This window comes from Leifsonia sp. EB34 (assembly GCF_041260585.1).
In the GTDB taxonomy this organism is placed as follows: Bacteria; Actinomycetota; Actinomycetes; order Actinomycetales; family Microbacteriaceae; genus Leifsonia.
Map to the genome: position 1 here is coordinate 232,320 of NZ_JBGCCV010000002.1, position 21,385 is coordinate 253,704.

The window sequence follows — 21,385 nt, forward strand, 5'->3', positions numbered from 1 at the left end:
CGCGCCCGCACGGCGGGTAGGCTCCATCCGGTCATGAATCGCACAACCGTCGCCCTGCTCGCCGCGCTCGAGGCGGTCATCGCCGCGGCGATCGGGCTCGCGATCTGCCTCGTCCCCCTCACCGTGCTGTGGGCGGCCCAGTACCACCTCGCCGGGGATTTCGCGATCGTCTGGCGCGCGACGGCGGACATCTGGCTGGTCGGGCACGGCGTCGACCTCACCGTGACGCTGGACCCGCAGCTCGTCGGATCCCTCGGACTCCCCGCCGCCGCGACGCCGTTCCCGGTGACGATCGCGCTGCTGGGGTTCGCCGCGCTGACCGCCGGCCTCGGAGTGCGCACGGGACTGCGTGCGGCCGAGACGCCCTACCGCTCGACCGCGGCCGTCTCCGCGCTCGCGGTGTTCCTCCTGATCTCCATCGTGGTCACGGCGACCGCCGGCAGCGCGATCGTGCAGCCCTCGATCTGGCAGGGCTTCGTGCTGCCGACCGTCGTCTACGCGCTCGGCATCGGCGTCGGCTTCGTGTTCGCTGCGCTCCGCGGCGTGCGCGAGCAGGCTCCGGAGGCCGGCGGCGACCGGGCGGACAGCGCTGCGACAGCGGCGCCGGGCCGGGGCGCCGCCACACCGGTCGCCGTCGCGGTCCGCTCCCGGGTCGCCGCCGTGCCCGCCCCGGTCCGCACCGCGGTCCTCGGCGCCCTCCGCGCCGGCAGCGCGGCCGCCGCCATCGTGGTCGGCCTGTCTGCGCTGCTCCTGACGCTGCTCATCTTCGGCAACTACGGCGCGATCATCGGCCTGTACGAGCAGCTCCAGACCGGGGTCGTCGGCGGAATCGCGCTGACCGTCGCCCAGCTCGCGTTCCTCCCCAACCTCGTCATCTGGCTGATGTCGTGGCTCGTCGGCCCGGGCTTCGCCATCGGCGCCGGCTCCACGGTCAGCCCGATCGGGACCGCGCTCGGACCGCTGCCGGGCGTCCCGCTCTTCGGCGTCATCCCGGCCCACGGCTACACCTTCGGGCTGGCGGGCGTGATCGTGCCGCTGCTCGCGGGGTTCCTCGCCGCCGCCCTGCTGCGCGGCACCCGCAGAGCGCAGCCCGACGGCGTGGTGGCGCTCGTCCTCACCGCGCTCGGCATCGGCGTCGTCGCGGGTGTGGAGCTCGGCCTCCTGGCCTGGTGGTCCTCCGGCGCGCTCGGCCCCGGCCGGCTGCACGACGTCGGACCGAACCCGTGGCTCGTCGGCGCGCTCGCGGCGGAGGAGGTGGCGGTCGCCGCCGTCATCGGGCTGGTGGCGGGAGCCCGCGCGCGGCGCTGAGTGGATGACCGCTGCAGCACCGGCCCCTCCAGCGCTGCCCGCTTCCGTGCTGGTCGGAGCGCGCCCCGCCGGGTGGGTAGGCTGGTCGCGTGCTCTCGATCGTCGTGCTGATCTCCGGTGGTGGCTCCAACCTGCGTGCGCTGCTCGAGGCCGCCTCCGACGCCGAGTTCCCGGCCCGCGTCGTCGCGGTGGGAGCCGACCGCGAGGCCGACGGGCTCGACCACGCCGAGGAGTTCGGCATCCCGTCGTTCACCGTGCCCTTCACCTCCTACGACAGCCGTGAGGAGTGGGGTGACGCCCTGCTGGAGCAGATCCGGCTCTGGGAGCCCGACCTCGTCATCCTGTCGGGTTTCATGCGCCTGCTGCCGCCGCGCGTGGTCGACGCTCTCTCGCCGCACTTGATCAACACCCATCCGGCGTTCCTGCCCGAGTTCCCCGGCGCGCACGGCGTCCGCGACGCGCTCGCCGCCGGAGTCACGCAGACCGGCGCCAGCCTGATCGTGGTGGACAACGGCGTCGACGCCGGCCCGGTGATCAGCCAGGAGCGCGTGCCGATCGAGCCGGGCGACACCGAGGCCAGCCTGCACGAACGCATCAAACCCGTGGAGCGACGGCTGCTGATCGACGCCGTCCTCGACATCGCCAACGGACACATCGACCTCAAGGAGCTCTCCCGAGTATGAGCGGACCCCGCCACGACGCCAGCCTCTACCGCGAACGGGACGTCGTCCCGATCCGCCGCGCACTGATCTCGGTCAGCGACAAGACGGGCCTGCTCGACCTCGCAGCGACGCTGGCGGAGGCCGGGGTCGAGATCGTGTCGACGGGCTCCACCGCGCAGACCATCCGCGACGCGGGCCACGCCGTGACCGACGTCGCGAGCGTCACCGGCTTCCCCGAGTCGCTGGACGGCCGGGTCAAGACGCTGCACCCGGCCATCCACTCCGGCCTGCTGGCCGACCTGCGGCTCGCCTCGCACGAGGAGCAGCTCAACGATCTCGGCATCGAGCCGTTCGAGCTCGTCGTCGTCAACCTCTACCCGTTCGTGGAGACCGTCGCCTCGGGCGCGGTCGGCAACGACGTGGTCGAGCAGATCGACATCGGCGGCCCGGCGATGGTGCGCGCGTCCGCCAAGAACCACGCGAACGTCGCGATCGTCGTCTCGCCGGACGACTACGCCGAGGTCGCGGCAGCGGTCGCGGCGGGCGGCACGAGCTTCGACCAGCGCCGGGCGCTCGCCGCGAAGGCGTTCGCGCACACGGCCTCCTACGACGGCGCCGTCGCGGCGTGGTTCGCGGGGGAGGCGCCCTCCACGGCGGACTTCGCCGAGCGCTTCGAGGTGCGCGCCGAGCTGAAGCAGACCCTCCGCTACGGCGAGAACTCCCACCAGGCCGCGGCGCTCTACGCCGACCCGGCCGGCCGCGGCATCGCCCAGGCGACGCAGCTCGGCGGCAAGGAGATGTCGTACAACAACTACGTGGACGCCGACGCCGCGCTGCGCAGCGCCTACGACTTCACCGAGCCGGCCGTCGCGATCATCAAGCACGCCAACCCGTGCGGCATCGCCGTCTCCGACGACATCGCCGACGCGCACCGCAAGGCGCACGAGTGCGACCCGGTCTCCGCCTACGGCGGCGTCATCGCGGCCAATCGCACGGTGACGCTCGCGATGGCCGAGACGGTCAAGGGCATCTTCACCGAGGTGCTCATCGCCCCGGACTTCGAGCCGGAGGCCCTGGAGCTGCTGCAGACCAAGAAGAACCTCCGCATCCTCCGCCTGCCCGAGGGCTACGCCCGGTCGGTGACGGAGTTCCGCCAGCTCTCCGGCGGCGTTCTGGTCCAGGACGCCGACCGGTTCGACTCCTTCGATTCAAGCGGCTGGACGCTGGTCTCCGGCGAGGAGGCCGACGCCGCCACGCGCGCCGACCTCGAGTTCGCCTGGAAGGCGTGCCGCGCCGTCAAGTCGAACGCGATCCTGCTCGCCAAGGACGGCGCCTCCGTCGGCGTCGGCATGGGCCAGGTCAACCGGGTGGACTCCTGCAACCTCGCCGTCAGCCGCGCGGGCGACCGCGCCGCCGGCTCCGTCGCGGCGTCGGACGCGTTCTTCCCGTTCGCCGACGGCCCGGAGATCCTGATCGCCGCGGGCGTGTCCGCGATCGTGCAGCCGGGCGGCTCGATCCGCGACGAGGACGTCATCGCCGCAGCGAAGGCGGCCGGGGTGACGATGTACTTCACGGGAGAGCGCCACTTCTTCCACTGAGCCCGCGTTCTGCCGGCTCGCCGGATTGCGTCACCTCGCGGGGTCGCGGAGAATAGACGACGGTCCACAAGACCCTCAGCATTCACCGCGATCCCACGAGGAGACACCGATGTCCGTCCTGCCCACCGACCTTCCGCACGAAACGCTGCACGTGGTGAAGGGGAGGCGGAGCGGCCTCACCATCAGCATCGCGGTGCACTCCACCGTCCTTGGCCCCGCCCTCGGCGGCTGCCGCGTGTGGAACTACGACTCCTGGCAGGAGGCCGTCGCCGACTCCCTGCGCCTGGCCGAGGGGATGACGTTCAAGAACGCCGCCGCCGGCCTCAACCGCGGCGGCGGCAAGGCCGTCGTCTACCTGCCGCGCGGCAAGCAGCTCAGCCCGACCGAGCGCTACGAGGCCATGCTCGACCTCGGCGACGCGGTCGAGAGTCTTGGCGGCAGCTACATGACCGCGGAGGACGTCGGCACCAGCGCCGAGGACATGTCCGTCGTCGCCACCCGCACTGAGCACGTGTGCGGCCTCCCGCCCGCGGAGGGCGGTGTCGGCGAGCCGAGCGACGCGACCGCAGCCGGCGTCTACGCCGGGCTGCTCGCGACCCTGGAGCGCGCCACCGGCAGCCGCGACGTGGCCGGCCGCCGCGTCACCGTGCTCGGCCTCGGCCACGTCGGCTCGATCATCGCCATGCGCCTCGCCAGCGAGGGCGCGGTGCTCACCGTCACCGACGTCAACCCGGCCAAGCGCGCGCTCGCGGACGCCCTCGGCGCCACCTGGGTGGAGCCCGACGAGGCGCACCGCGTGGAGGGCGACCTGTTCGTCCCCGCCGGCGTCGGCGGCGTCCTGACCGACACCGTGATCGACGAGCTGCGCGTCAAGGCGGTCGTCGGACCGGCGAACAACCAGCTCGCGGAGCGCTCCGGCGCCGAGCGCCTCGCCGCCCGCGGCATCCTGTGGGCGCCCGACTTCGTCGTCAACGCCGGCGGCGTCATCTTCCTCGCCATGATGAACGAGGACGAGCCGTCGGCGGAGGCCACCCGCGAGCGCGTCGAGGGCATCGGCGACATCGTGGCGCACGTCTTCGACGTGGCCGCTGAGCGCGGGATCACCACGCTGGCCGCCGCCGACGAGATCGCACTGGCGCGTCTGCGCGAGCCCGCGCACGCCTGAACCGTTCCCGCGTCCCGCCATCGTCCGCTCCGGACGATGGCGGGACCACCGGCCGGCGCCGCCGGATGCCAGCATTCCCATAGGGACGGGTCGGATAGGCTCGTTCGCATGACTTCCTCCTGGGCCCGCCGGCTCATCGCCTCCCTCGTGTCCGCCGTCGCCGTGGCCGCCATCGGCCTGGTGGCCGCGACGCTCGTGCTGCTGGTGGCGAACCAGCTCAACTCGGCGGTGCTGGGGAGCATCACGCCCTACGTGGGGTGGAACGCGCTCGCGGCGTTCGTCCTGGCGGCGATCGCGGCCCTGCTGGGCGCATACGACCGCCGCTGGATCGCGGTGGTCGCGGGCATTCTGGTCGGCCTCATCAGCGCGGCGATCGGCACGCTCGTGCTGTTCTCGACGCTGAACGTCACCCTCACCGGGGCGGCCTGGGGACAGATCGCGTCGTCGTTCATCGGGATCAACCTCCCGTTCTGGCTCGCGGTCGCCATCGCGTTCCCGACCGCCGGCTTCGCCGTGTTCGGCGCCATCGAGTCGCAGGGCGCCCCCACCTCCCGCAAGATCGCCCTGGTGCGCATCCCCGCGGGCAACCTCGCCGAGGGCCTCGTCACCCACATCGAGCGCGAGGCCGTCGACAGCGAGCTCGCCGACACGCAGTGGGACGCCTACGTCGCGGCGCTCTCCGCCGCCGGCTGGCAGACCGTGGAGGTCGCCAGCGCCGACCAGCTCGCCGACTCCGTGTTCGTCGAGGACACGGCCGTGGTCTTCGGCGACACCGCCGTCATCACCCGTCCCGGCGCCGACGAGCGCAAGCCCGAGGTAGCCGGCACCGAGGCCGCACTGCGCGCCCAGGGCCTCCGCCTGCTCCGCATCGAGGAGCCCGGCACCCTCGACGGCGGCGACGTCCTCAAGGTGGGCGACACCGTCTACGTCGGCCGCGGCGGCCGCACCAACGCGGAGGGCATCCGCCAGCTCCGCGCGCTCGTCGCGCCGCTCGGCTACACCGTCGTGGCGGTGCCGATCACCAAGGCGCTGCACCTCAAGACCGCCGTCACCGCCCTCCCGGACGGCACCGTCATCGGTTACGAGCCGCTCGTGGACGACCCGCGGATCTTCCAGCGCTTCCTGCCCGTCCCGGAGGCGCACGGCACCGCTGTCGTCGTCCTGGACGACGAGACCGTGCTGATGTCGTCGTCCGCGCCCGCTTCGGTCGCGCTGGTCGAGGACCTCGGCTACACGGTGATCCAGGTGGACATCTCGGAGTTCGAGAAGCTCGAGGGGTGCGTAACCTGCCTCTCCATCCGCATCCGCTGAGCCGGGCGGCTCTCAGTCGCCTGACACGTCCGTCGTGCAGGGGATGGATCCGGCCACCTCGGCGTCGACCCGCTCGCCGGAGAGGCGGGTGTCGGTGAAGCTGCCGCCCGTCGCGGCGAAGCGGACGGTGTCCCCGTCGAGCACGAACGGTGCGGTGGAGACGAACGTCCCGCCGTCGCCCGTCGAGATGCTGGTGCTGAACGCGCCGTTCTGACGGTCGGCGACGATCTGGGCGGGAACCCGATCGGTCGGGTCGTTGCGCACCACGATGCGGCCGTGCGCCCGCAGGATGCAGGTCGCGTGGTACAGGTCGACGGTGCGCGGGGAGGAACCGGAAACGCGCAGCTCGATCGGGGTCTCGTGGGCCTGGTAGGCGAGTCTCCCGGCCGCGGCGACGGCCGCGAACATGCCGCCGACCACCGCCGCGAACACGGCGAACGCCGCGAGGACGGTCCAGAACGGGGTCGAGCGCCAGGCCATCCCCGCAGCCTATCGACGCCCGATCCGAAACTCGCTCTTGCGTTCTCCGCGATGCTGGGAATATCCTGTAGGGCTGCCTTGTCGCAGCATTCGGAAGACGCATCGGGCTACGGGAGGACGCCATGACAACGACTGAGAACACACGAACCGTGACCGTGTTCGGGCTCGTCGCCGTCGCGTACGCGTCCCCGGAGCCGACCCCCGCCGGGTAGATCCCAGCCAGGTACGCGCTTCCGGCCGACTGCCGCCGGCACCCTGCACAGGGCATCCCTCGCCCTGGCACGTCACGCCCTCATGGACGCGTCCTTTGGCGACCTCTCGGCATGCCCATCGGGTCGGAGCCGACCCCGCACCCCACCACGAAGACAAGAAACGCACGAAGAGAAAACGGAACTCATGGCTATCGCTGAAACCCATCAGCACCCTCCGCAAACAGAACAGAAGAAGCGCGCGGGAACCGTCCGCACGCTCCTGCGCGTCCTGCCGTTCGCGAAGTCGGCGGCGCCCCGCATCCTGCTCGGCATGGTCGCCGCGCTGCTGGCGAGCCTCGTGGCGCTGAGCATCCCGCAGGTGCTGCGCTGGCTGGTCGACGGCCCGCTCTCCACCGGCGACCCGACGGCCGTCTGGCCGGCGGCGCTGCTCGTCGTCGGGCTGGGCGCGGCCGAGGCCGTGTTCATCTCGCTCCGGCGCTGGTTCGTGCTCACCCCGGGCACCCACGTCGAGGCGCGGATGCGCAACGCCCTCTACGAGAAGCTGCAGGACCTGCCAGTGTCGTTCCACGACAAGTGGCCGAGCGGCCAGCTCCTCTCGCGCGCCGTCAGCGACCTGAGCCTGATCCGGCGCTGGCTGTCGTTCGGCATCGTGCTGCTCGTGGTCAACGTCGTCACGATCATCGTCGGCTTCGCCATCCTGATCGGCTGGAACTGGATCCTCGGCCTGATCTTCCTTGTCCTGTCCGCGCCGCTCTGGGTCTACGGCTTCGTCTTCGAGAAGAAGTACTCGATCGTGGCACGCCGCAGTCAGGACCAGGCCGGCGACCTGGCGACCGCCGTCGAGGAGTCGGTGCACGGCATCCGCGTCCTCAAGGCGTTCGGCCGCGGCAAGCACGCGCTCAAGAAGTTCGAGTCGCAGGCGGAGGCGCTGCGCGGCACGGAGATCGAGAAGGCCAAGGCCGTCGCGGGGATCTGGCTGTGGCTGCTGCTCATCCCGGACGTCGCGTTCGGCATCTGCCTGGTGGTCGGCGTGTGGCTGGCCTCGCAGGGGCAGCTGACCGTCGGTGAGCTGGTCGCGTTCTTCGCGACCGCGACGGTGCTGCGGTTCCCGATCGAGTCGATCGGCTTCCTGCTCTCGATGACGTTCGACACGCGTACCGCGGCCGACCGCTTCTTCGAGGTCATGGACGAGGTCAACACGATCACCGACCCGGCGGAGCCGAAGCGCATCGCCGAGCCGCGCGGCGAGCTCGTCTTCGACGACGTGCACTTCCGCTACCAGGACTCGCCCGAGCGCTTCCCCGACCTGCTGAACGGCATCGACCTCACGGTCCGGCCGGGGGAGACGATGGCGCTCGTCGGTCTGACCGGCAGCGGCAAGTCGACGCTGACCGCGCTCACCACCCGCCTCTACGACGTGACCGGCGGCGCGGTGAAGGTGGACGGCGTGGACGTGCGGGACCTCACCCGCTACGACCTGCGCAAGGCCATCGCGATGGCGTTCGAGGACGCGACCCTGTTCTCGGCCTCCGTGCGCGACAACGTGCTGCTCGGCCGCGACGGGCTCGACCCGGCCTCGACCGAGGCCGAGCGCATCCTGACCGAAGCGCTGGAGATCGCCCAGGCCGGCTTCGTCTACGAGCTCCCGGAGGGCGTGGAGACGAAGGTCGGCGAGGAGGGTCTCAGCCTGTCGGGAGGCCAGCGCCAGCGATTGGCGCTCGCCCGGGCCGTGGCCGCAGCGCCCAGCATCCTGGTGCTGGACGACCCGCTGTCCGCGCTCGACGTCGACACCGAGGCGCTGGTCGAGGCCGCCCTCCGCCGGGTCCTCGCCGCCACGACGGCCCTGGTCGTCGCGCACCGTCCGTCGACGGTGATGCTGGCCGACCGGGTGGCGCTGCTGGAGGACGGCCGCATCACCGCCGTCGGCACCCACCACGACCTGCTCGTGAGCAACGAGCACTACCGTTTCGTCCTCTCCTCCCTCGAAGAGGAGCGCGACGAGGAGATCCTTCAGGAGGTGAACCTGTGAGCACCGCGACCGTCCTGGGCGTCGAAGGCGAAGAGCGCAACGACCTCAACAAGGAGGAGAGCCGGCAGATCCGCCGGCGCTCGCTCCGCCTGCTCGGCTCGCTGCTGCACCCGCTGCGCACGCGGCTGGTGCTGACCGCGATCGTGGTCGTGATCAGCACCGCCGGTCAGGTGGCCGGGCCGGCGATCATCGCGTTCGGCATCGACAACGGCATCACGGCGCTGAAGAGCCAGAACTGGCTCCCGGTGGCCGCGGCCGGCGTCGCATACCTGATCACCGGCGTCATCGGCGCCGTCCTGATCGCGTGGTACACGGTGCTGAGCGCACGGATCAGCCAGGCGATCCTGATCGACCTGCGCAAGCGGGTGTTCCTGCACACCCAGAAGCTCTCGCTGGAGTTCCACGAGTCGTACACGTCCGGTCGCATCATCTCGCGGCAGACCAGCGACCTGGACTCCATCCGGGAGCTGCTGGACTCGGGCATCAACCAGCTCGTGCAGGGCTTCCTCTACATGCTGTTCATCGCGATCGCGCTGTTCTGGCTCGACTGGGTGAGCGGCGTCGTTCTGCTCTGCTCGCTGGTGCCGCTGTACTTCTTGACCCGGTGGTTCCAGAAGCGCTCGCAGGTGCTGTTCCGCATCTCGCGGGTGGCGTCGGCGAAGCTGATCGTGCACTTCGTGGAGACGATGACCGGCATCCGCGCGGTCAAGGCGTTCCGCAAGGAGAAGCGCAACGAGAAGGAGTTCGGCGGCCTCGTGGAGGACTACCGCGACGTCAACGCGCGGGTCATCCAGCTCTTCGGGATCTTCGACCCGGGCCTCGTGATGATCGGCAACCTGACGGTCGGCGTGGTGCTCCTGGTCGGCGGCTTCCGGGTCGCGGACGGTCAGCTCGCCATCGGTGTGCTGCTGGCGACGCTGCTCTACACGCGCCGGTTCTTCGACCCGATGGAGGAGATGGCGATGTTCTACAACTCCTACCAGTCGGCCGCCGCGGCGCTGGAGAAGATCTCCGGCGTCCTGGAGGAGGAGCCGAGCGTCCCCGACCCGGTGAAGCCGACCGACCTGTGGACGGCGGAGGGCCACGTGCGCTTCGACGACGTGACCTTCGCCTACAAGCGCGACCGTGTCATCCTGCCGGAGTTCAGCCTGGACATCCCGGCCGGGCAGACGGTCGCACTGGTCGGCTCGACCGGCGCGGGCAAGTCGACGCTGGCCAAGCTGATCTCGCGGTTCTACGACCCGAGCGAGGGCTCGGTGACCCTGGACGGGGTGGACCTTCGGGACATGCACCCGAAGGACCTGCGCCGCGCGATCGTCATGGTCACCCAGGAGGCCTACCTGTTCAGCGGCTCGGTCGCCGAGAACATCGCGCTCGGCAAGCCGGACGCGACGCGCGAGGAGATCGAGGAGGCCGCGATGGCGGTCGGCGCCCACGAGTTCATCGCGGGCCTGCCGAACGGGTACGACACCGACGTGAACAAGCGCGGCGGCCGAGTCTCCGCCGGCCAGCGGCAGCTCATCTCGTTCGCCCGGGCGTTCCTGGCGAACCCGGCGGTGCTCATCCTGGACGAGGCGACCAGCTCGCTCGACATCCCGAGCGAGCGCCTGGTGCAGGAGGCGCTACAGACCCTGCTCGCCGACCGCACCGCCGTGATCATCGCGCACCGGCTGTCGACGGTCGCGATCGCGGACCGGGTGCTCGTCATGGAGCACGGCCGCGTGGTCGAGGACGGCTCGCCGGCCGAGCTCATCGCGGGCACCGGCCGGTTCGCCCAGCTGCACGCCGCGTGGCGGGACTCGCTGGTCTGATCCATCGGCGCCGACGACGAAGGCCCCGGAACGTTCTCGCGTTCCGGGGCCTTCGGACTGTCCGCCCGTGTCAGCGGACGACCGAGAGGGTCACAGTGCCGCCGTCGTAGACACCGGCGGACCAATCGATCGTCACCGTGTTCTCGCCGGGAAGGAGGCCGGTGAGGGTGAGGGTGCGCGTCCCGGCCGAGCCCAGAAGCGGCTTCGCGGGAACCGTCGACGCGGTGCTCGCGCCGCCGTTGACGCGGTAACCGACGCTCACGACCGCGGACGTGGTGTTCGTCAGCGTGAGCGTCGCCGTGCCCGACGCCGAGACGGCGCCCACCGTCGCGGCCGGCGCGGTCAGCGTCGCAAGGCCGACATCCTGCGTCACCGAATCGGCGGTGTCAGCGCCGGAGAGCCGGTACGAGCCGATCAGTGTCACGTCCGCGAGCGCGGCGGGCGCCTCGCCCGTGAAGCGCACCGACGGTGTCTTGGCGGTCCCGCTCAGCCCCAGGTAGATGTCGGTGTCGTAGGGGAGGCCACCCAGCTTGTAGGAGCCGACCAGCGACGGCGTCTTGGTCGAGCCGAGCACTGTGCCGTCCGCCCGGTATGCGGTCAGTGTGACGGACTCGGAGGTCTCGAGGCCGTCCTTCTTGCCGTTGGCGTTGGAGTCGTTGAACACCGTGCCGGCGATGCTGACGTGCTGGCGGGCGCCGAACAGGAAGTCCGTGGTCTTCTTCACCTTCAGGTCGGTGAGCTGGTAGCTCGTGCCCCAGTGGTCCACCACAGCGAAGTGCGTCGCGGGGATGCCGGCGAGCAGGCCGGCCGCCTGCGCGACCGTGGCGGTGATCGAGCCGAGTTGCCCGGACGCCTCCGCACCGAGGAGGCGCTCGGTGTCGGCGCGGTCGATGACGCCGACCGCGCGCGAGAGCCCGGAGGCGAGCGTCGTCAGGTACTCGTTGCGCGGCGTCGTGCTGATGTCGCCGGTGCTGAGGAGGGCCGGGTCCATCGCGAGGAGGGCGTCCGCGCTGCCCGAGCCGATCAGGTCGAGAAGGGCCGTGACGCGCGAGGTGTTCGCGAGCAGGTCGCCGACCGTCAGGTTGAACGGCGAGCGCATCACGACATACGCGCCCTCCGGCACGTCGGCGAAGGTGAGCGGCTGCCCGTTCGCGGTCGTGCGGAATCGGACGGCGTCGCCCAGGTCGAGCGAGCCGCCGAGGGCGCCGGCGACGGCAGAGCCGACGTCGACGGACGCGAGCGAGCCGTCCTCGATAGCCTTCTGGGTCGCGAGGACGTCGATGAGGATCAGCGTCTTGCCGTTGAGGTTGCTCTCGCCGGCGTCCTTGACGCCGTTGCCGTTGCTGTCGGCGAAGACCGTCGCGGTGAGGTCGGTCTGCTTCGTCGCTGCGAGGTCCGCGACGCCGACCAGGGACAGGCCTTGGACGGTGGCCGCGGCCGCGGCGCCGGGCCGGTAGCCGTCGGCGCTCGCCGCGGCGTAGTACGTGCCGGCGGGGAGCTTGGTCGCCGAATAGACGCCGAGCGCGTTGGTGGTCATCGTGCGCAGGGCGCCGGTGTGCGCGGCGGCGGCCTCCGCGCTGGCGTAGAGCGCGACGGCGGCCTTCGCGAGCGGAAGGTCGCCGGGCGAGAGGACGCCGTCGCGGTCGGCGTCGTGGAAGACGGTTCCGGTGACGGTGTAGACGGCCGGGGCGGCGGTCGCCGGTGCCGCGGCTCCGACGGCCGAGACGCTCAGCGCGGCGCTTGCCATGAGGATCGATGCAAATTTCACATCCCACACGATACACGGCACGACAGGCAAGCCCCGGCCCTCCGCGAGGGAGCCGGGGCTTGTCGTCGTGGTCGGGGGCGGGCCAAGGGGTTGGATACGGGTTGGGTGACGGCCCGCCGCCGGCCAGATCTGTGCGGTTCAGCCGCGTGGTGCCCTTCGGATGCTCCGGTGCTCGGGGACGCCGGCGGCCAGCGGGCGGACCAGCGGGAGGTGCAACAGCGGGAGGCGGTGCGCACGTGAGGAGTCGGTGTCGAGCACCACGACCTCCGCGCCCGCGTCGATCAGCTCGCCCGCGGTCCCTGGATCGATCTCGCTCCGGTTCTCACCCGCGACGACGGTCACGCACCCTGCCGTGACGGTGTCCCCGGCCGCGGCGGTCACCGTCACCCCGGAGGTCGCGGGGGCGACGATGCCGCGGATCGCGCGGGCCAGCTCCGCACGCTCCGCGGTGCGGTCGCCGCAGCCTCCCGGGAAGCCGCCGCCGAGGTCGAGGATGCGCAGCCGGAGGCCGGTCGCCGCCTGGATGTCGGCCGCGACGCCGGCCGCGCGGACGATCTCGGCCACGTATTCGGCGGGGCCGCCGTTGTCCGGGAGGGCGATGGAGAGCCCGGCTATCCGGACGCCGAGGCCGCGTGCCGTCGCGGCGGCGGACAGCGCCTCCGCCGGTGTCATCCCGCCCGCGGCGCGGTGTGCGGGCCGCGGCGCGAGGTGCGGCCGCAGCCGCAGGAGGACGCGCAGGTCGTCGGGCGCGCCCGCGAACGTCTCCACGGCACGGGGTCCGTCGGCGACGAAGTGCCGGACGCCGGCGTCGTAGGCCGCGCGCGACTCGTGCGGATGGGCGACCGGCGTGGCGTGCAGGGTCCGCGCGCCGCCGACGCCGGCGGCGAGCAGCGCGGGGAGCGCCTGATCGTGGGTCACCGCGAAGCCGCCGCCCGCCTCCGCCACCGCGGCGAGCAGCCGGGGGTGCGCGAGCGCACTGACGTCGTAGAGCACGTCCACCCAGGGGAAGGCCTCCCGCAGCGCGGCGTACCGGCGCCGAGCGCGGTCGAGGTCGAGGACGACCACCGGGAGGGGGTCGAGGTCCGCCGCCACCGCCCCGGCTGCCGTTCGGGCGGCGCCGTTCGGGAAGGCGGTTCGGGTTGCGGCGGACATCGCGTTTCTCCTCGGGTTTCCTGTGGCTCGTGTTCCTCAGGCTCACGTTCCTTTGGCCGGCCGGCGGGCTTTCCGGCTTTGCTGAGCTTGACTCATATCGTCTCGCCGGCGGTCGGCGACCCGCATCCGGGGGGTCACCGGTTTGCCGATGCGTGCTGGCACGGATGTGAGGGGAGAGGGCGCCGGAGAGAATCGACGCATGTGCCTCCGTGTTGTGATCGTCGACGACCACGCACGGTTCCGGGCCCAGGCGGCCGAACTCCTCACGCTGGAGCGCTTCAGCGTCGTCGGGGACGCCGAGACCGGCGCCGGCGGTGTCGAGCTCAGCCGTACCCTCGCCCCCGACGTGGTGCTGCTGGATGTCGGCCTCCCCGACGCAGTCGGCTTCGACCTGGTGACCGCGATGCACGAGACCGGAGCGGCCGTCGTGCTCACGTCCAGCCGCTCGCTGCGCGACTACGGGACGCGCGTGACCGACAGCGGGGCGGACGGCTTCATCACCAAGGCGGAACTGACCGGTGAGGCGATTCGCAGCCTGCTCAGGTGACCGCGTGTCCAGACGGAACAGGCCCGTGAGGCGAATCCCGTCCTGCTAAGGTGAGCGCGTGGTCGGGGGAGACAACTCGGGTTCCCGTCCGCTCCGGGTGGCGGTCGCCGATGACGCTGTGCTGCTCCGCGAGGGGATCGGGCAGATCCTGCGCGCGGGCGGCGTGGAGGTCGTGGTGTCGGTGGACACCGCCGAGCAGCTTCTCGACGCGCTCGCCGCGGCCGGCCCTGGCGCCGTCGACGCCGTGGTGCTCGACATCAAGATGCCCCCGACGCACACCGACGAAGGCCTCCGCGCGCTCGAGACGTTGCGCGCGTCCGGCTCGCAGGTCGGCGTCCTCCTGCTCTCGATGTACACGACGGCGGCGTACGCGATCCGCGCCATGAGCGCGGGAAGCGGCACCGGCTACCTGCTGAAGGACCGCGTCGCGGACGCAGACGCGCTGGTGAACGCGGTGCGCACCGTCGCAGCCGGCGGGTCGGTCGTGGACCCGGAGGTCGTGCAGGTGCTCGTGTCCGCGCGGTCGACGCAGGCCGCGGTGGAGTCGCTGTCGTCGCGGGAGGTCGATGTCCTCCGGCTGATGGCGGAGGGCCTCTCCAATGCGGGGATCGCCGCGGCCCTGCACCTCAGCCTCCGCACCGTCGAGTCGCACATCGGCCACATCATGGCCAAGCTGGACATCGAGGAGACCACCGAAGGCCATCGGCGCGTGCTCGCGGTGCTGCGCTTCCTCGGCCGGGACGCCTGAGGCGGTCATGGAGGGCGGGCGCCTCTGGCTGCGGGCCGCAGCCGTCACGGCGACGATCGCCGCGAACGTGCTCGCGCAGGTGTTCAGCGCGCTGACCGACGACTACGGTCCGCGGCCGCAGGGCCTCGGCTGGGCCATCGTGTTCGTCGCGGTCGCGCTGGACTATGTCGTCTGCGCCGTCATCGCGTGGCGGGCGATCCGCAGCCCGGCGCCCGGCTGGCTGATGGTGGGCGCGGCGTTCTTCTGGGCGGCGGGCGCCTGGTACCCGCTCACCCGGGACCTCGGCTGGCTGTGGCCGCTGGTGGAGGGCGTGACCGACCTGTGGGCGGTGCTGGTCGGCATCCTGGTGCTGACCTATCCGGGCGGCCACCTGGTGTCGCGCTTCGACCGCGTCGTGGCGTACACCCTGAGCGGCGCGTTCCTGGTGCGGTTCTTCGGCATCCTGCTGTTCTCCTCGCCGGCGCCGGCCGACTGCGGCTGCGTGGCGAACCCGTACGCCATCCTGCCGAGCCCCGACGCCGACTACTGGCTCGGCGTCGCGTGGCGCGTCGTCGGCGTCGTGCTGCTGCTGACGGTCGCGGGGAGGCTGGCCGTGCGCTGGGTCACGAGCTCGCTCCCGGCCAGGCGGGTGTCGTTCGTGATGCCGCTCGCTCTGCTGCTGTGGTGCTACGGCACGGTGCAGGACTCGGTGAGCTTCGCCCTCGGCTGGGACAGCGGCTGGCTGCAGTTCGTCCCGCCGATCGCCATCGGGCTCATCCCGCCGGCCTACGTCGGCGGCGTCTTCTACGCGCGCGGGCTGCGGTCACGGGTGGCCGACCTGGTCATCGTCGCGCGCGACAAGGTGGACAGGGCACTCTGGGAGTCCAGCCTCGCGCGCACCCTGCACGACCACTCGCTCCGCGTGTACTGGTGGGACGAGCATCGGCGTGCGTACCGCACGAGCGCCGGGGACGCGGTGCCCGACGGCGGCCGGCCCGAGCGACCCGGCCGGTCGACGATGGCGATCGACTCGGATCAGGGCCCGATCGCCCTGATCGAGCACGACGTGGCGCTCAGCCAGGACGACCGGCTGCTCGACGCCGTCTCATCCGCCCTGCTGCTCTCGGTCGACAACGACCGGCTGCGCGGGCGGCTGGAGCAGACCATCCAGGAGCTGCGGGAGTCCCGGCTGCGCATCGTGGAGGAGGGGTACCTCGCCCGGCGGCGGTTGGAGCGCGACCTGCACGACGGCTCGCAGCAGCAGCTCGTCTCGCTGGCCATCGGCCTCCGCATCGCGACGACGAAGGCCGCTGCCGCCGGGCAGCAGGAGCTGGTCCGCGACCTGGAGAAGGCGTCGGCGCAGCTCGCCGACGCGCTCAGGGAGCTCCGCGAGCTCGCCCGCGGCATCCACCCGACCGTGCTGACCGACGGGGACCTGCGCTCGGCGCTGGAGGAGCTCGCCCAGCGCAGCCCGACGCCGGTCGAGGTGCGCGTGGAGCCGGCCGGTCGCCTGCCGGACGTGGTGGAGGAGACGATCTACTACTGCGTCTCGGAGTGCCTCGCGAACGCCGCCAAGCACGCCGGCGCCCGCACCTGCGCGGTGGTCGTCGCCCGCGACGGCGACGCGGTGACCGTGACCGTGAAGGACGACGGCAACGGGGGAGCGCGCATCGAGCCAGGCGGCGGCCTGGAGGGCCTGCGCGACCGGGTCGAGACCGTCGGCGGCCACGTCGAGGTGCGGTCGGTGGCCGGACTCGGGACGATCGTGGAACTCGTCCTGCCCGCTCAGGTGGCGGAGGGCAGCAGGCCCTGAACGCGACCCGTCAGCGGGCGCGAGCGGTCACTTGTGCGTAGCGGCGGTGGCGGGCCGGATGGCGTACACCTGCTGGGCGATGGTGAAGCCGCTCCACCCTCCGGGGCAGGAGTAGGAGGCGTTCGCCGGGATCCCGGAGATGGGCCACCAGCTGTCCTGGATGGTCGGCTTGGGCGGCGCGACGTTCGTCAGCTTGCAGACGTCCTTCTTGAGCAGCGTCGGCGAAGTGAACGTCATGATCGCCTCGCCGGTCTGCGTGTCGTAGTCGACCCGGATCACGGTCGCGTCGTCGGGCACGAACGAGGGCGAGCCGATCCGCGACGTGTTCGCCGCGTTGAACTCCTTGGCCGTGTCGTAGATCGCGGGATCGACGTGCGGGGTGAACGCCGCCACGACCGAGCACCCGGAGAGGGCGGCGACGAGGGGGACGGCGGCGACGGCGAAGCCGAGACGACGGGTACGGGGCACGGACGCTCCTGGACGGGTTCACATGGACAGACCCGTCCAGTCAACACCATGAAGCTGAGGACTCGCATCGATCGGGAGGATGACCTCAGTGTGTGTCGTGCCGCGCCGTCCTCAGATCCACCCGGTACGGCGCCGTTCCACCGCCGAGCAGCGGCGTCCCCTCGGCGCGGTAGTGCTCCAGCGCGAGGTGCTCGTGGTTCGCCGGAGGGTGGCCGCTCGCGCGGACGACGCGCCACCAGGGCACCTCGCCGCCGGAGTAGGCCATCACCTGGCCGACCATGCGCGCCGCGCGCGATCCGAGCGTGGCCGCGACGTCCCCGTAGGTCATGACCCGGCCGGGCGGGATGCTGTCCACGACCGCGAGCACGCGCGAGGCGAAGTCGTCGCCGGCGTGGTCGGGCGTCGGCTCAGAGGTCGAGGGCACCGATGGTCTCGCCGTACTGGGTCTCTCCGATCGGCTGGAAGCCGGTGCGCAGGAAGAACTGCTCGGGTCCGAGCTCGCCGGACTCCCAGATCACGTGGAGGCGGCTGACGCCGCGGTCGCGCGCCTCGTCGGCGAGGGCCTTGACGGCGAAGGTGCCGATGCCGCGGCCCTGGTCGTCTGCGTCGACGTTGATGCGCCAGAGGATCGCCTTGAACTCGTCGTGCTCGGCGTGCGGGTTGAAGTCGCCCATGATGAAGCCGACCACGTCGTCGCCGTCGAGAACGACGCGCTGCCACGACGTCGACGGGTCGGCCACTGCGGCCGCGGCCGAGTAGGACACCGGAGCGATGAACTGCTCCTGGCCGGGCTTCAGGGACAGCGCGTTCGCCGCCACGACGGTCTTCGCGCTCAACTCTTCCAGTCTCAACTCAGCCATAACGAAAGGGTAACGTGCGAGGCGATTCCCGCATAGTCGGGGGGAGGCCTGACCGTGCGCTGGCAAAACTGTCTCGATGTCAAGATAGTTGCCGGACTCGGGTAAGCTGTCTCCGGCTGAAAAACGGCACAGACCTCAGGAGAACCAGTGGACAAGATCAAGGTTGATGGAACGGTCGTCGAGCTCGACGGCGACGAGATGACGCGGATCATCTGGAAGGCGATCAAGGACTCCCTCATCCACCCGTACCTCGATGTGAACCTCGAGTACTACGACCTCGGAATCCAGAAGCGCGACGAGACGGACGACCAGATCACGATCGACGCCGCGCACGCCATCCAGAAGCACGGCGTCGGCGTCAAGTGCGCGACCATCACCCCGGACGAGGCCCGTGTCGAGGAGTTCGGCCTCAAGAAGATGTGGCGGAGCCCGAACGGCACCATCCGCAACATCCTCGGCGGGGTCGTCTTCCGCGAGCCGATCATCATCTCCAACATCCCGCGGCTGGTCCCGGGCTGGAACAAGCCCATCGTCATCGGCCGTCACGCCTTCGGCGACCAGTACCGCGCCACCGACTTCACCTTCGACGGCCCTGGCACGCTGACCATGAGCTTCCAGCCGGCCGACGGCGGCGAGGCGCAGTCCTTCGAGATCTACCAGGCCCCGGGCGCCGGCGTCGCGATGGGCATGTACAACCAGGACGACTCCATCCGCGACTTCGCCCGCGCGTCGTTCAACTACGGCCTCGACCGTCAGTACCCGGTCTACCTGTCGACCAAGAACACCATCCTCAAGGCCTACGACGGCCGGTTCAAGGACCTCTTCCAGGAGGTCTTCGACACCGAGTACAAGGAGAAGTTCGACGCGGCCGGCCTCACCTACGAGCACCGCCTGATCGACGACATGGTCGCCTCCAGCCTGAAGTGGGAGGGCGGCTACGTCTGGGCCTGCAAGAACTACGACGGCGACGTGCAGTCCGACACCGTCGCGCAGGGCTTCGGCTCTCTCGGCCTGATGACCTCGGTGCTGACCACCCCGGACGGCTCGGTCGTCGAGGCGGAGGCCGCGCACGGCACGGTCACCCGCCACTACCGCCAGTACCAGCAGGGCAAGCCGACCTCCACCAACCCGATCGCCTCGATCTTCGCCTGGACGCGCGGCCTCGCGCACCGCGGCAAGCTCGACGGCAACCAGGAGCTGATCGACTTCACCCACACCCTCGAGGATGTCGTGGTGAAGACGGTCGAGGAGGGCAAGATGACCAAGGACCTCGCGCTCCTCGTTGGCCCGGAGCAGAAGTTCCTGACCACCGAGGAGTTCCTCGACGCGATCAGCGAGAACCTGAAGGCGCGCATGGCCTGAGTGCCCGGCGTCCGCTGAACCGCCCAGGCCGCGAGCATCGTCTCGCGCCTGGGCGGTTTTTCGTGCCCGCAGCGCGCGGGCGTGCGGGTTATTTCGCAGGTGAGCCCCGGCGTCACCTGATTCAGCTCGGCGCGCGAGCTCGCGCGGATCCGGGTGCCGTGTGAGCGGTTCTCGCACGTTACCGCGGCGATTCATCCGGTAGAAATATCACCATAGATATTTTCCGATCGATATCGCTGGAGGGCCCATGACTACACGCAAGCGCACCACCGACGACGAAGGCACGCACGCGAACGACGCGCTGCCCTCTTCCCCGACCCCGCCCGCCGAGGTGTCAGGGATCTCACGACGGACGGTCGCGAAGACCGCCGCCTGGGTTGCCCCGGCGATCGCGCTGTCCGTCGCGTCGCCCGCCGCGGCCACGTCCCCAGCGCCCTCCGGGCCGCCCCTCGCGGCGGAGTTCACGAGCCCCGTCTACTCGACCGTCCCGGACGGCGCGTACGACGAGAGCACCAGTGGCCGCGTCGCGCTCCTGGTCACCTCGAACGGCCTCCCGGCCGCCGGTGCGACGGTCATCTTCACCATCGGCCCGCAGGAGACGGACGCGGGCGACGAGAACGGCCTCGAGGACGACGACACGTCGACCGGTGAGGACGACACCACCACGGGCGGGGGCGGCAGCGAGCCGTCTGCCACCTTCGCGGGCGGCGTTCTGACGGAGACGGTCGTGACCGACGCGTCCGGGCTCGCGGTGCCGTCCGTCGTCACCGTCGGCCACCCGTCGGGTCTGCTGGCGGTCACCGCGATCGTCACGCGGGACAGCAACACGGCCACGGCGGAGGCCATTCTGCGCATCTCCCAGCCGCTGGCCCTGCAGGGCTGGGGCTACAACGGCGCGCCGGGAGCGACCGGCATCGGCGTCGTCAGAACCAACACCACCCTGCCCGTGGCACTCATTCTCGCTCCGCACGTCGCCACCGAGCACCTCGGTCACTCGCACGGCGACCGCGGCTTCATCGTCGACCGCGACCACCAGGTCTGGGGCTGGGGGCGCGGCACCTACTACGCGCTCGAGCCGCAGGGGAGGCTCAATCGCAGCACCCCGGTGCTCCTCGAGCTCGGTGCCGAGGTCGCAGCGGCGAGTCCGGTCCAGGTCGAGGGCACCTACTTCAACACGTCCGTCCTGACCGCGACCGGCGAGGTGTTCAGCTGGGGCGACGGCCGTAACGGCCTGAACGGCGACGGCCGCATCAGCGGCGTGCAGCAGTCCGTTCCGAGCAAGGTGCGCATCGACGATGTCATCCAGATCTCGGGCGGGTACAACACGATGTACGCGGTCCGGGGCGACAACACCGTCTGGGCCTGGGGCTACGGCGGGTACGGCGCTCGCGGGGACGGCACCACGAACGCTGCCGGAGGCGGCGTGCCCGTGCAGGTGGTGCTGCCCCCGTCGGAGAAGTGGATCCAGGTCGCGGGCAAGACCTACGGCGGCGTCGCGCTGGCCGAGTCCGGTCTCGTCTTCACGTGGGGGACCGGCGCGTACCACTCGCTCGGCGACGGGCGCACCGGCACGGGCCGCGCAGCCTTCCCGGTGCGGGTCTCCGGCATCGACAGCGCGGTGTCCATCGCCGCCAACCGATACCAGCTCGGCGCCGTGCTCGCGGACACGACGGTCCGCACGTGGGGCCGCCCGTCCAACCGTGCTCTGGGGAACGGCTCGACAGGGACCGTCTACGCACCGGTGAGCCCGACGTATGCGGACGGCAAGCAGCTCGACGGAGTGAGCAAGCTCGCGTTCGGCGACAACTCGTCGATGGCCCTGCTGATGGACGGGAGCGTGGTCACCTGGGGTCGCCCCGGCTACGGCCAGCTCGCGAACGGGACCACGAACTACTTCCGCAACGGAACTGCGTACGACTACTTCCCGCGGAAGGCCCTGTACCTGAAGGACGTCACGGACATCACGAGCTCGCGCCTGCAGAACTGGGCGGTCGTGAAGGTCTGACCCGCGCGTTTCGTACCGGATGCCGCCCTTTGCGTCGCGAAGGGCGGCATTCGCCACGAAAGGTAACGACTTGGAATCGAAGCTTGCGTTTCTTTTGTTCGTAAGCT

The 21,385-nt window shown here is 71.1% G+C and carries 18 protein-coding genes; 12 read left to right on the forward strand and 6 right to left on the reverse strand.

Annotation, left to right across the window (positions count from 1 at the left end):
• The first annotated feature begins 33 nt into the window (after positions 1-33).
• The 5 genes from ABIA36_RS10575 (at position 34) to ddaH (ending at position 6,044) form a co-directional block, all read left to right on the forward strand.
• The gene (locus ABIA36_RS10575) at positions 34-1,308 is read left to right on the forward strand and encodes a DUF6350 family protein (RefSeq protein WP_369962320.1); all 1,275 of its coding nucleotides are present in this window, start codon (positions 34-36) and stop codon (positions 1,306-1,308) included.
• 89 nt (positions 1,309-1,397) lie between these two features.
• Positions 1,398-1,991: a phosphoribosylglycinamide formyltransferase gene (gene purN / locus ABIA36_RS10580; protein ID WP_369962321.1), complete on the forward strand. Its 594-nt coding sequence runs from the start codon at positions 1,398-1,400 to the stop codon at positions 1,989-1,991.
• Positions 1,988-3,568: a bifunctional phosphoribosylaminoimidazolecarboxamide formyltransferase/IMP cyclohydrolase gene (purH, locus tag ABIA36_RS10585; protein ID WP_369962322.1), complete on the forward strand. Its 1,581-nt coding sequence runs from the start codon at positions 1,988-1,990 to the stop codon at positions 3,566-3,568. The genes purN and purH overlap by 4 nt, the downstream gene beginning before the upstream one ends.
• 109 nt (positions 3,569-3,677) lie before the next feature.
• Positions 3,678-4,733, forward strand: a complete 1,056-nt coding sequence (locus ABIA36_RS10590) for a Glu/Leu/Phe/Val dehydrogenase dimerization domain-containing protein (RefSeq protein ID WP_369962323.1) — start codon at positions 3,678-3,680, stop codon at positions 4,731-4,733.
• Between the two features lie 108 nt (positions 4,734-4,841).
• Positions 4,842-6,044 carry a dimethylargininase gene (ddaH, locus tag ABIA36_RS10595; protein WP_369962324.1) on the forward strand — a complete coding sequence of 401 codons (1,203 nt, stop codon included), beginning with the start codon at positions 4,842-4,844 and terminating at the stop codon, positions 6,042-6,044.
• Positions 6,045-6,056: 12 nt separating this feature from the next.
• On the opposite strand, the gene ABIA36_RS10600 is transcribed toward ddaH, so the two are convergent.
• Positions 6,057-6,524: a hypothetical protein gene (locus tag ABIA36_RS10600; RefSeq protein WP_369962325.1), complete on the reverse strand. Its 468-nt coding sequence runs from the start codon at positions 6,522-6,524 to the stop codon at positions 6,057-6,059.
• A gap of 396 nt (positions 6,525-6,920) precedes the next feature.
• On the opposite strand from ABIA36_RS10600, the gene ABIA36_RS10605 reads away from it, so the two are divergent.
• Together ABIA36_RS10605 and ABIA36_RS10610 are read left to right on the forward strand one after the other, a co-directional pair.
• Positions 6,921-8,765, forward strand: a complete 1,845-nt coding sequence (locus tag ABIA36_RS10605; RefSeq protein WP_369962326.1) for an ABC transporter ATP-binding protein — start codon at positions 6,921-6,923, stop codon at positions 8,763-8,765.
• On the forward strand, positions 8,762-10,576 hold the full coding sequence (locus ABIA36_RS10610) for an ABC transporter ATP-binding protein (RefSeq protein WP_369962327.1): 1,815 nt from the start codon (positions 8,762-8,764) through the stop codon (positions 10,574-10,576). Before ABIA36_RS10605 ends, ABIA36_RS10610 begins: the two co-directional genes overlap by 4 nt.
• 70 nt (positions 10,577-10,646) lie before the next feature.
• Here the strand turns inward: ABIA36_RS10610 and ABIA36_RS10615 are convergent, their stop codons facing one another.
• Together ABIA36_RS10615 and ABIA36_RS10620 are read right to left on the reverse strand one after the other, a co-directional pair.
• Positions 10,647-12,323 carry a hypothetical protein gene (locus tag ABIA36_RS10615; protein WP_369962328.1) on the reverse strand — a complete coding sequence of 559 codons (1,677 nt, stop codon included), beginning with the start codon at positions 12,321-12,323 and terminating at the stop codon, positions 10,647-10,649.
• Between the two features lie 159 nt (positions 12,324-12,482).
• Positions 12,483-13,496 (reverse strand): hypothetical protein, encoded by a 1,014-nt coding sequence (locus ABIA36_RS10620; protein WP_369962329.1) that lies wholly within the window; start codon positions 13,494-13,496, stop codon positions 12,483-12,485.
• Positions 13,497-13,695: 199 nt separating this feature from the next.
• On the opposite strand from ABIA36_RS10620, the gene ABIA36_RS10625 reads away from it, so the two are divergent.
• Genes ABIA36_RS10625 through ABIA36_RS10635 form a run of 3 tightly spaced genes read left to right on the forward strand, consistent with a single transcriptional unit; the run spans position 13,696 to position 16,583 of the window.
• The gene (locus tag ABIA36_RS10625; RefSeq protein ID WP_369962330.1) at positions 13,696-14,043 is read left to right on the forward strand and encodes a response regulator; all 348 of its coding nucleotides are present in this window, start codon (positions 13,696-13,698) and stop codon (positions 14,041-14,043) included.
• Between the two features lie 58 nt (positions 14,044-14,101).
• Entirely contained in the window at positions 14,102-14,791 is a 690-nt protein-coding gene (locus tag ABIA36_RS10630) for a response regulator transcription factor (protein ID WP_369962331.1), read from the forward strand.
• A 7-nt stretch (positions 14,792-14,798) separates the two neighbouring features.
• Positions 14,799-16,583: a sensor histidine kinase gene (locus ABIA36_RS10635; protein ID WP_369962332.1), complete on the forward strand. Its 1,785-nt coding sequence runs from the start codon at positions 14,799-14,801 to the stop codon at positions 16,581-16,583.
• Between the two features lie 27 nt (positions 16,584-16,610).
• Here ABIA36_RS10635 and ABIA36_RS10640 read toward each other — a convergent pair whose 3' ends face one another.
• The 3 genes from ABIA36_RS10640 to ABIA36_RS10650 form a co-directional block, all read right to left on the reverse strand.
• Positions 16,611-17,051, reverse strand: a complete 441-nt coding sequence (locus ABIA36_RS10640) for a hypothetical protein (protein WP_369962333.1) — start codon at positions 17,049-17,051, stop codon at positions 16,611-16,613.
• Between the two features lie 85 nt (positions 17,052-17,136).
• On the reverse strand, positions 17,137-17,475 hold the full coding sequence (locus tag ABIA36_RS10645) for an MGMT family protein (RefSeq protein ID WP_369962334.1): 339 nt from the start codon (positions 17,473-17,475) through the stop codon (positions 17,137-17,139).
• Positions 17,459-17,911, reverse strand: coding sequence for a GNAT family N-acetyltransferase (locus tag ABIA36_RS10650; RefSeq protein WP_369962335.1), 453 nt, complete (start codon positions 17,909-17,911; stop codon positions 17,459-17,461). The genes ABIA36_RS10645 and ABIA36_RS10650 overlap by 17 nt, the downstream gene beginning before the upstream one ends.
• A gap of 147 nt (positions 17,912-18,058) precedes the next feature.
• On the opposite strand from ABIA36_RS10650, the gene ABIA36_RS10655 reads away from it, so the two are divergent.
• Complete coding sequence (locus tag ABIA36_RS10655) at positions 18,059-19,273, forward strand: NADP-dependent isocitrate dehydrogenase (protein WP_369962336.1); 1,215 nt, start codon at positions 18,059-18,061, stop codon at positions 19,271-19,273.
• A gap of 247 nt (positions 19,274-19,520) precedes the next feature.
• Positions 19,521-21,278, forward strand: a complete 1,758-nt coding sequence (locus ABIA36_RS10660) for an RCC1 domain-containing protein (RefSeq protein WP_369962337.1) — start codon at positions 19,521-19,523, stop codon at positions 21,276-21,278.
• Positions 21,279-21,385 lie beyond the last annotated feature (107 nt).

Bases quoted from the DNA above. Each gene is read 5' to 3' on its own strand.
- ddaH (WP_369962324.1), top strand. From the start codon at position 4,842: ATGACTTCCTCCTGGGCCCGCCGGCTCATCGCCTCCCTCGTGTCCGCC.
- ABIA36_RS10620 (WP_369962329.1), bottom strand. From the start codon at position 13,496: ATGTCCGCCGCAACCCGAACCGCCTTCCCGAACGGCGCCGCCCGAACG.
- ABIA36_RS10615 (WP_369962328.1), bottom strand. From the start codon at position 12,323: ATGGCAAGCGCCGCGCTGAGCGTCTCGGCCGTCGGAGCCGCGGCACCG.
- ABIA36_RS10575 (WP_369962320.1), top strand. From the start codon at position 34: ATGAATCGCACAACCGTCGCCCTGCTCGCCGCGCTCGAGGCGGTCATC.
- ABIA36_RS10660 (WP_369962337.1), top strand. From the start codon at position 19,521: ATGACTACACGCAAGCGCACCACCGACGACGAAGGCACGCACGCGAAC.
- ABIA36_RS10635 (WP_369962332.1), top strand. From the start codon at position 14,799: ATGGAGGGCGGGCGCCTCTGGCTGCGGGCCGCAGCCGTCACGGCGACG.
- ABIA36_RS10605 (WP_369962326.1), top strand. From the start codon at position 6,921: ATGGCTATCGCTGAAACCCATCAGCACCCTCCGCAAACAGAACAGAAG.
- purH (WP_369962322.1), top strand. From the start codon at position 1,988: ATGAGCGGACCCCGCCACGACGCCAGCCTCTACCGCGAACGGGACGTC.
- ABIA36_RS10650 (WP_369962335.1), bottom strand. From the start codon at position 17,911: ATGGCTGAGTTGAGACTGGAAGAGTTGAGCGCGAAGACCGTCGTGGCG.
- ABIA36_RS10590 (WP_369962323.1), top strand. From the start codon at position 3,678: ATGTCCGTCCTGCCCACCGACCTTCCGCACGAAACGCTGCACGTGGTG.
- ABIA36_RS10600 (WP_369962325.1), bottom strand. From the start codon at position 6,524: ATGGCCTGGCGCTCGACCCCGTTCTGGACCGTCCTCGCGGCGTTCGCC.
- ABIA36_RS10625 (WP_369962330.1), top strand. From the start codon at position 13,696: ATGTGCCTCCGTGTTGTGATCGTCGACGACCACGCACGGTTCCGGGCC.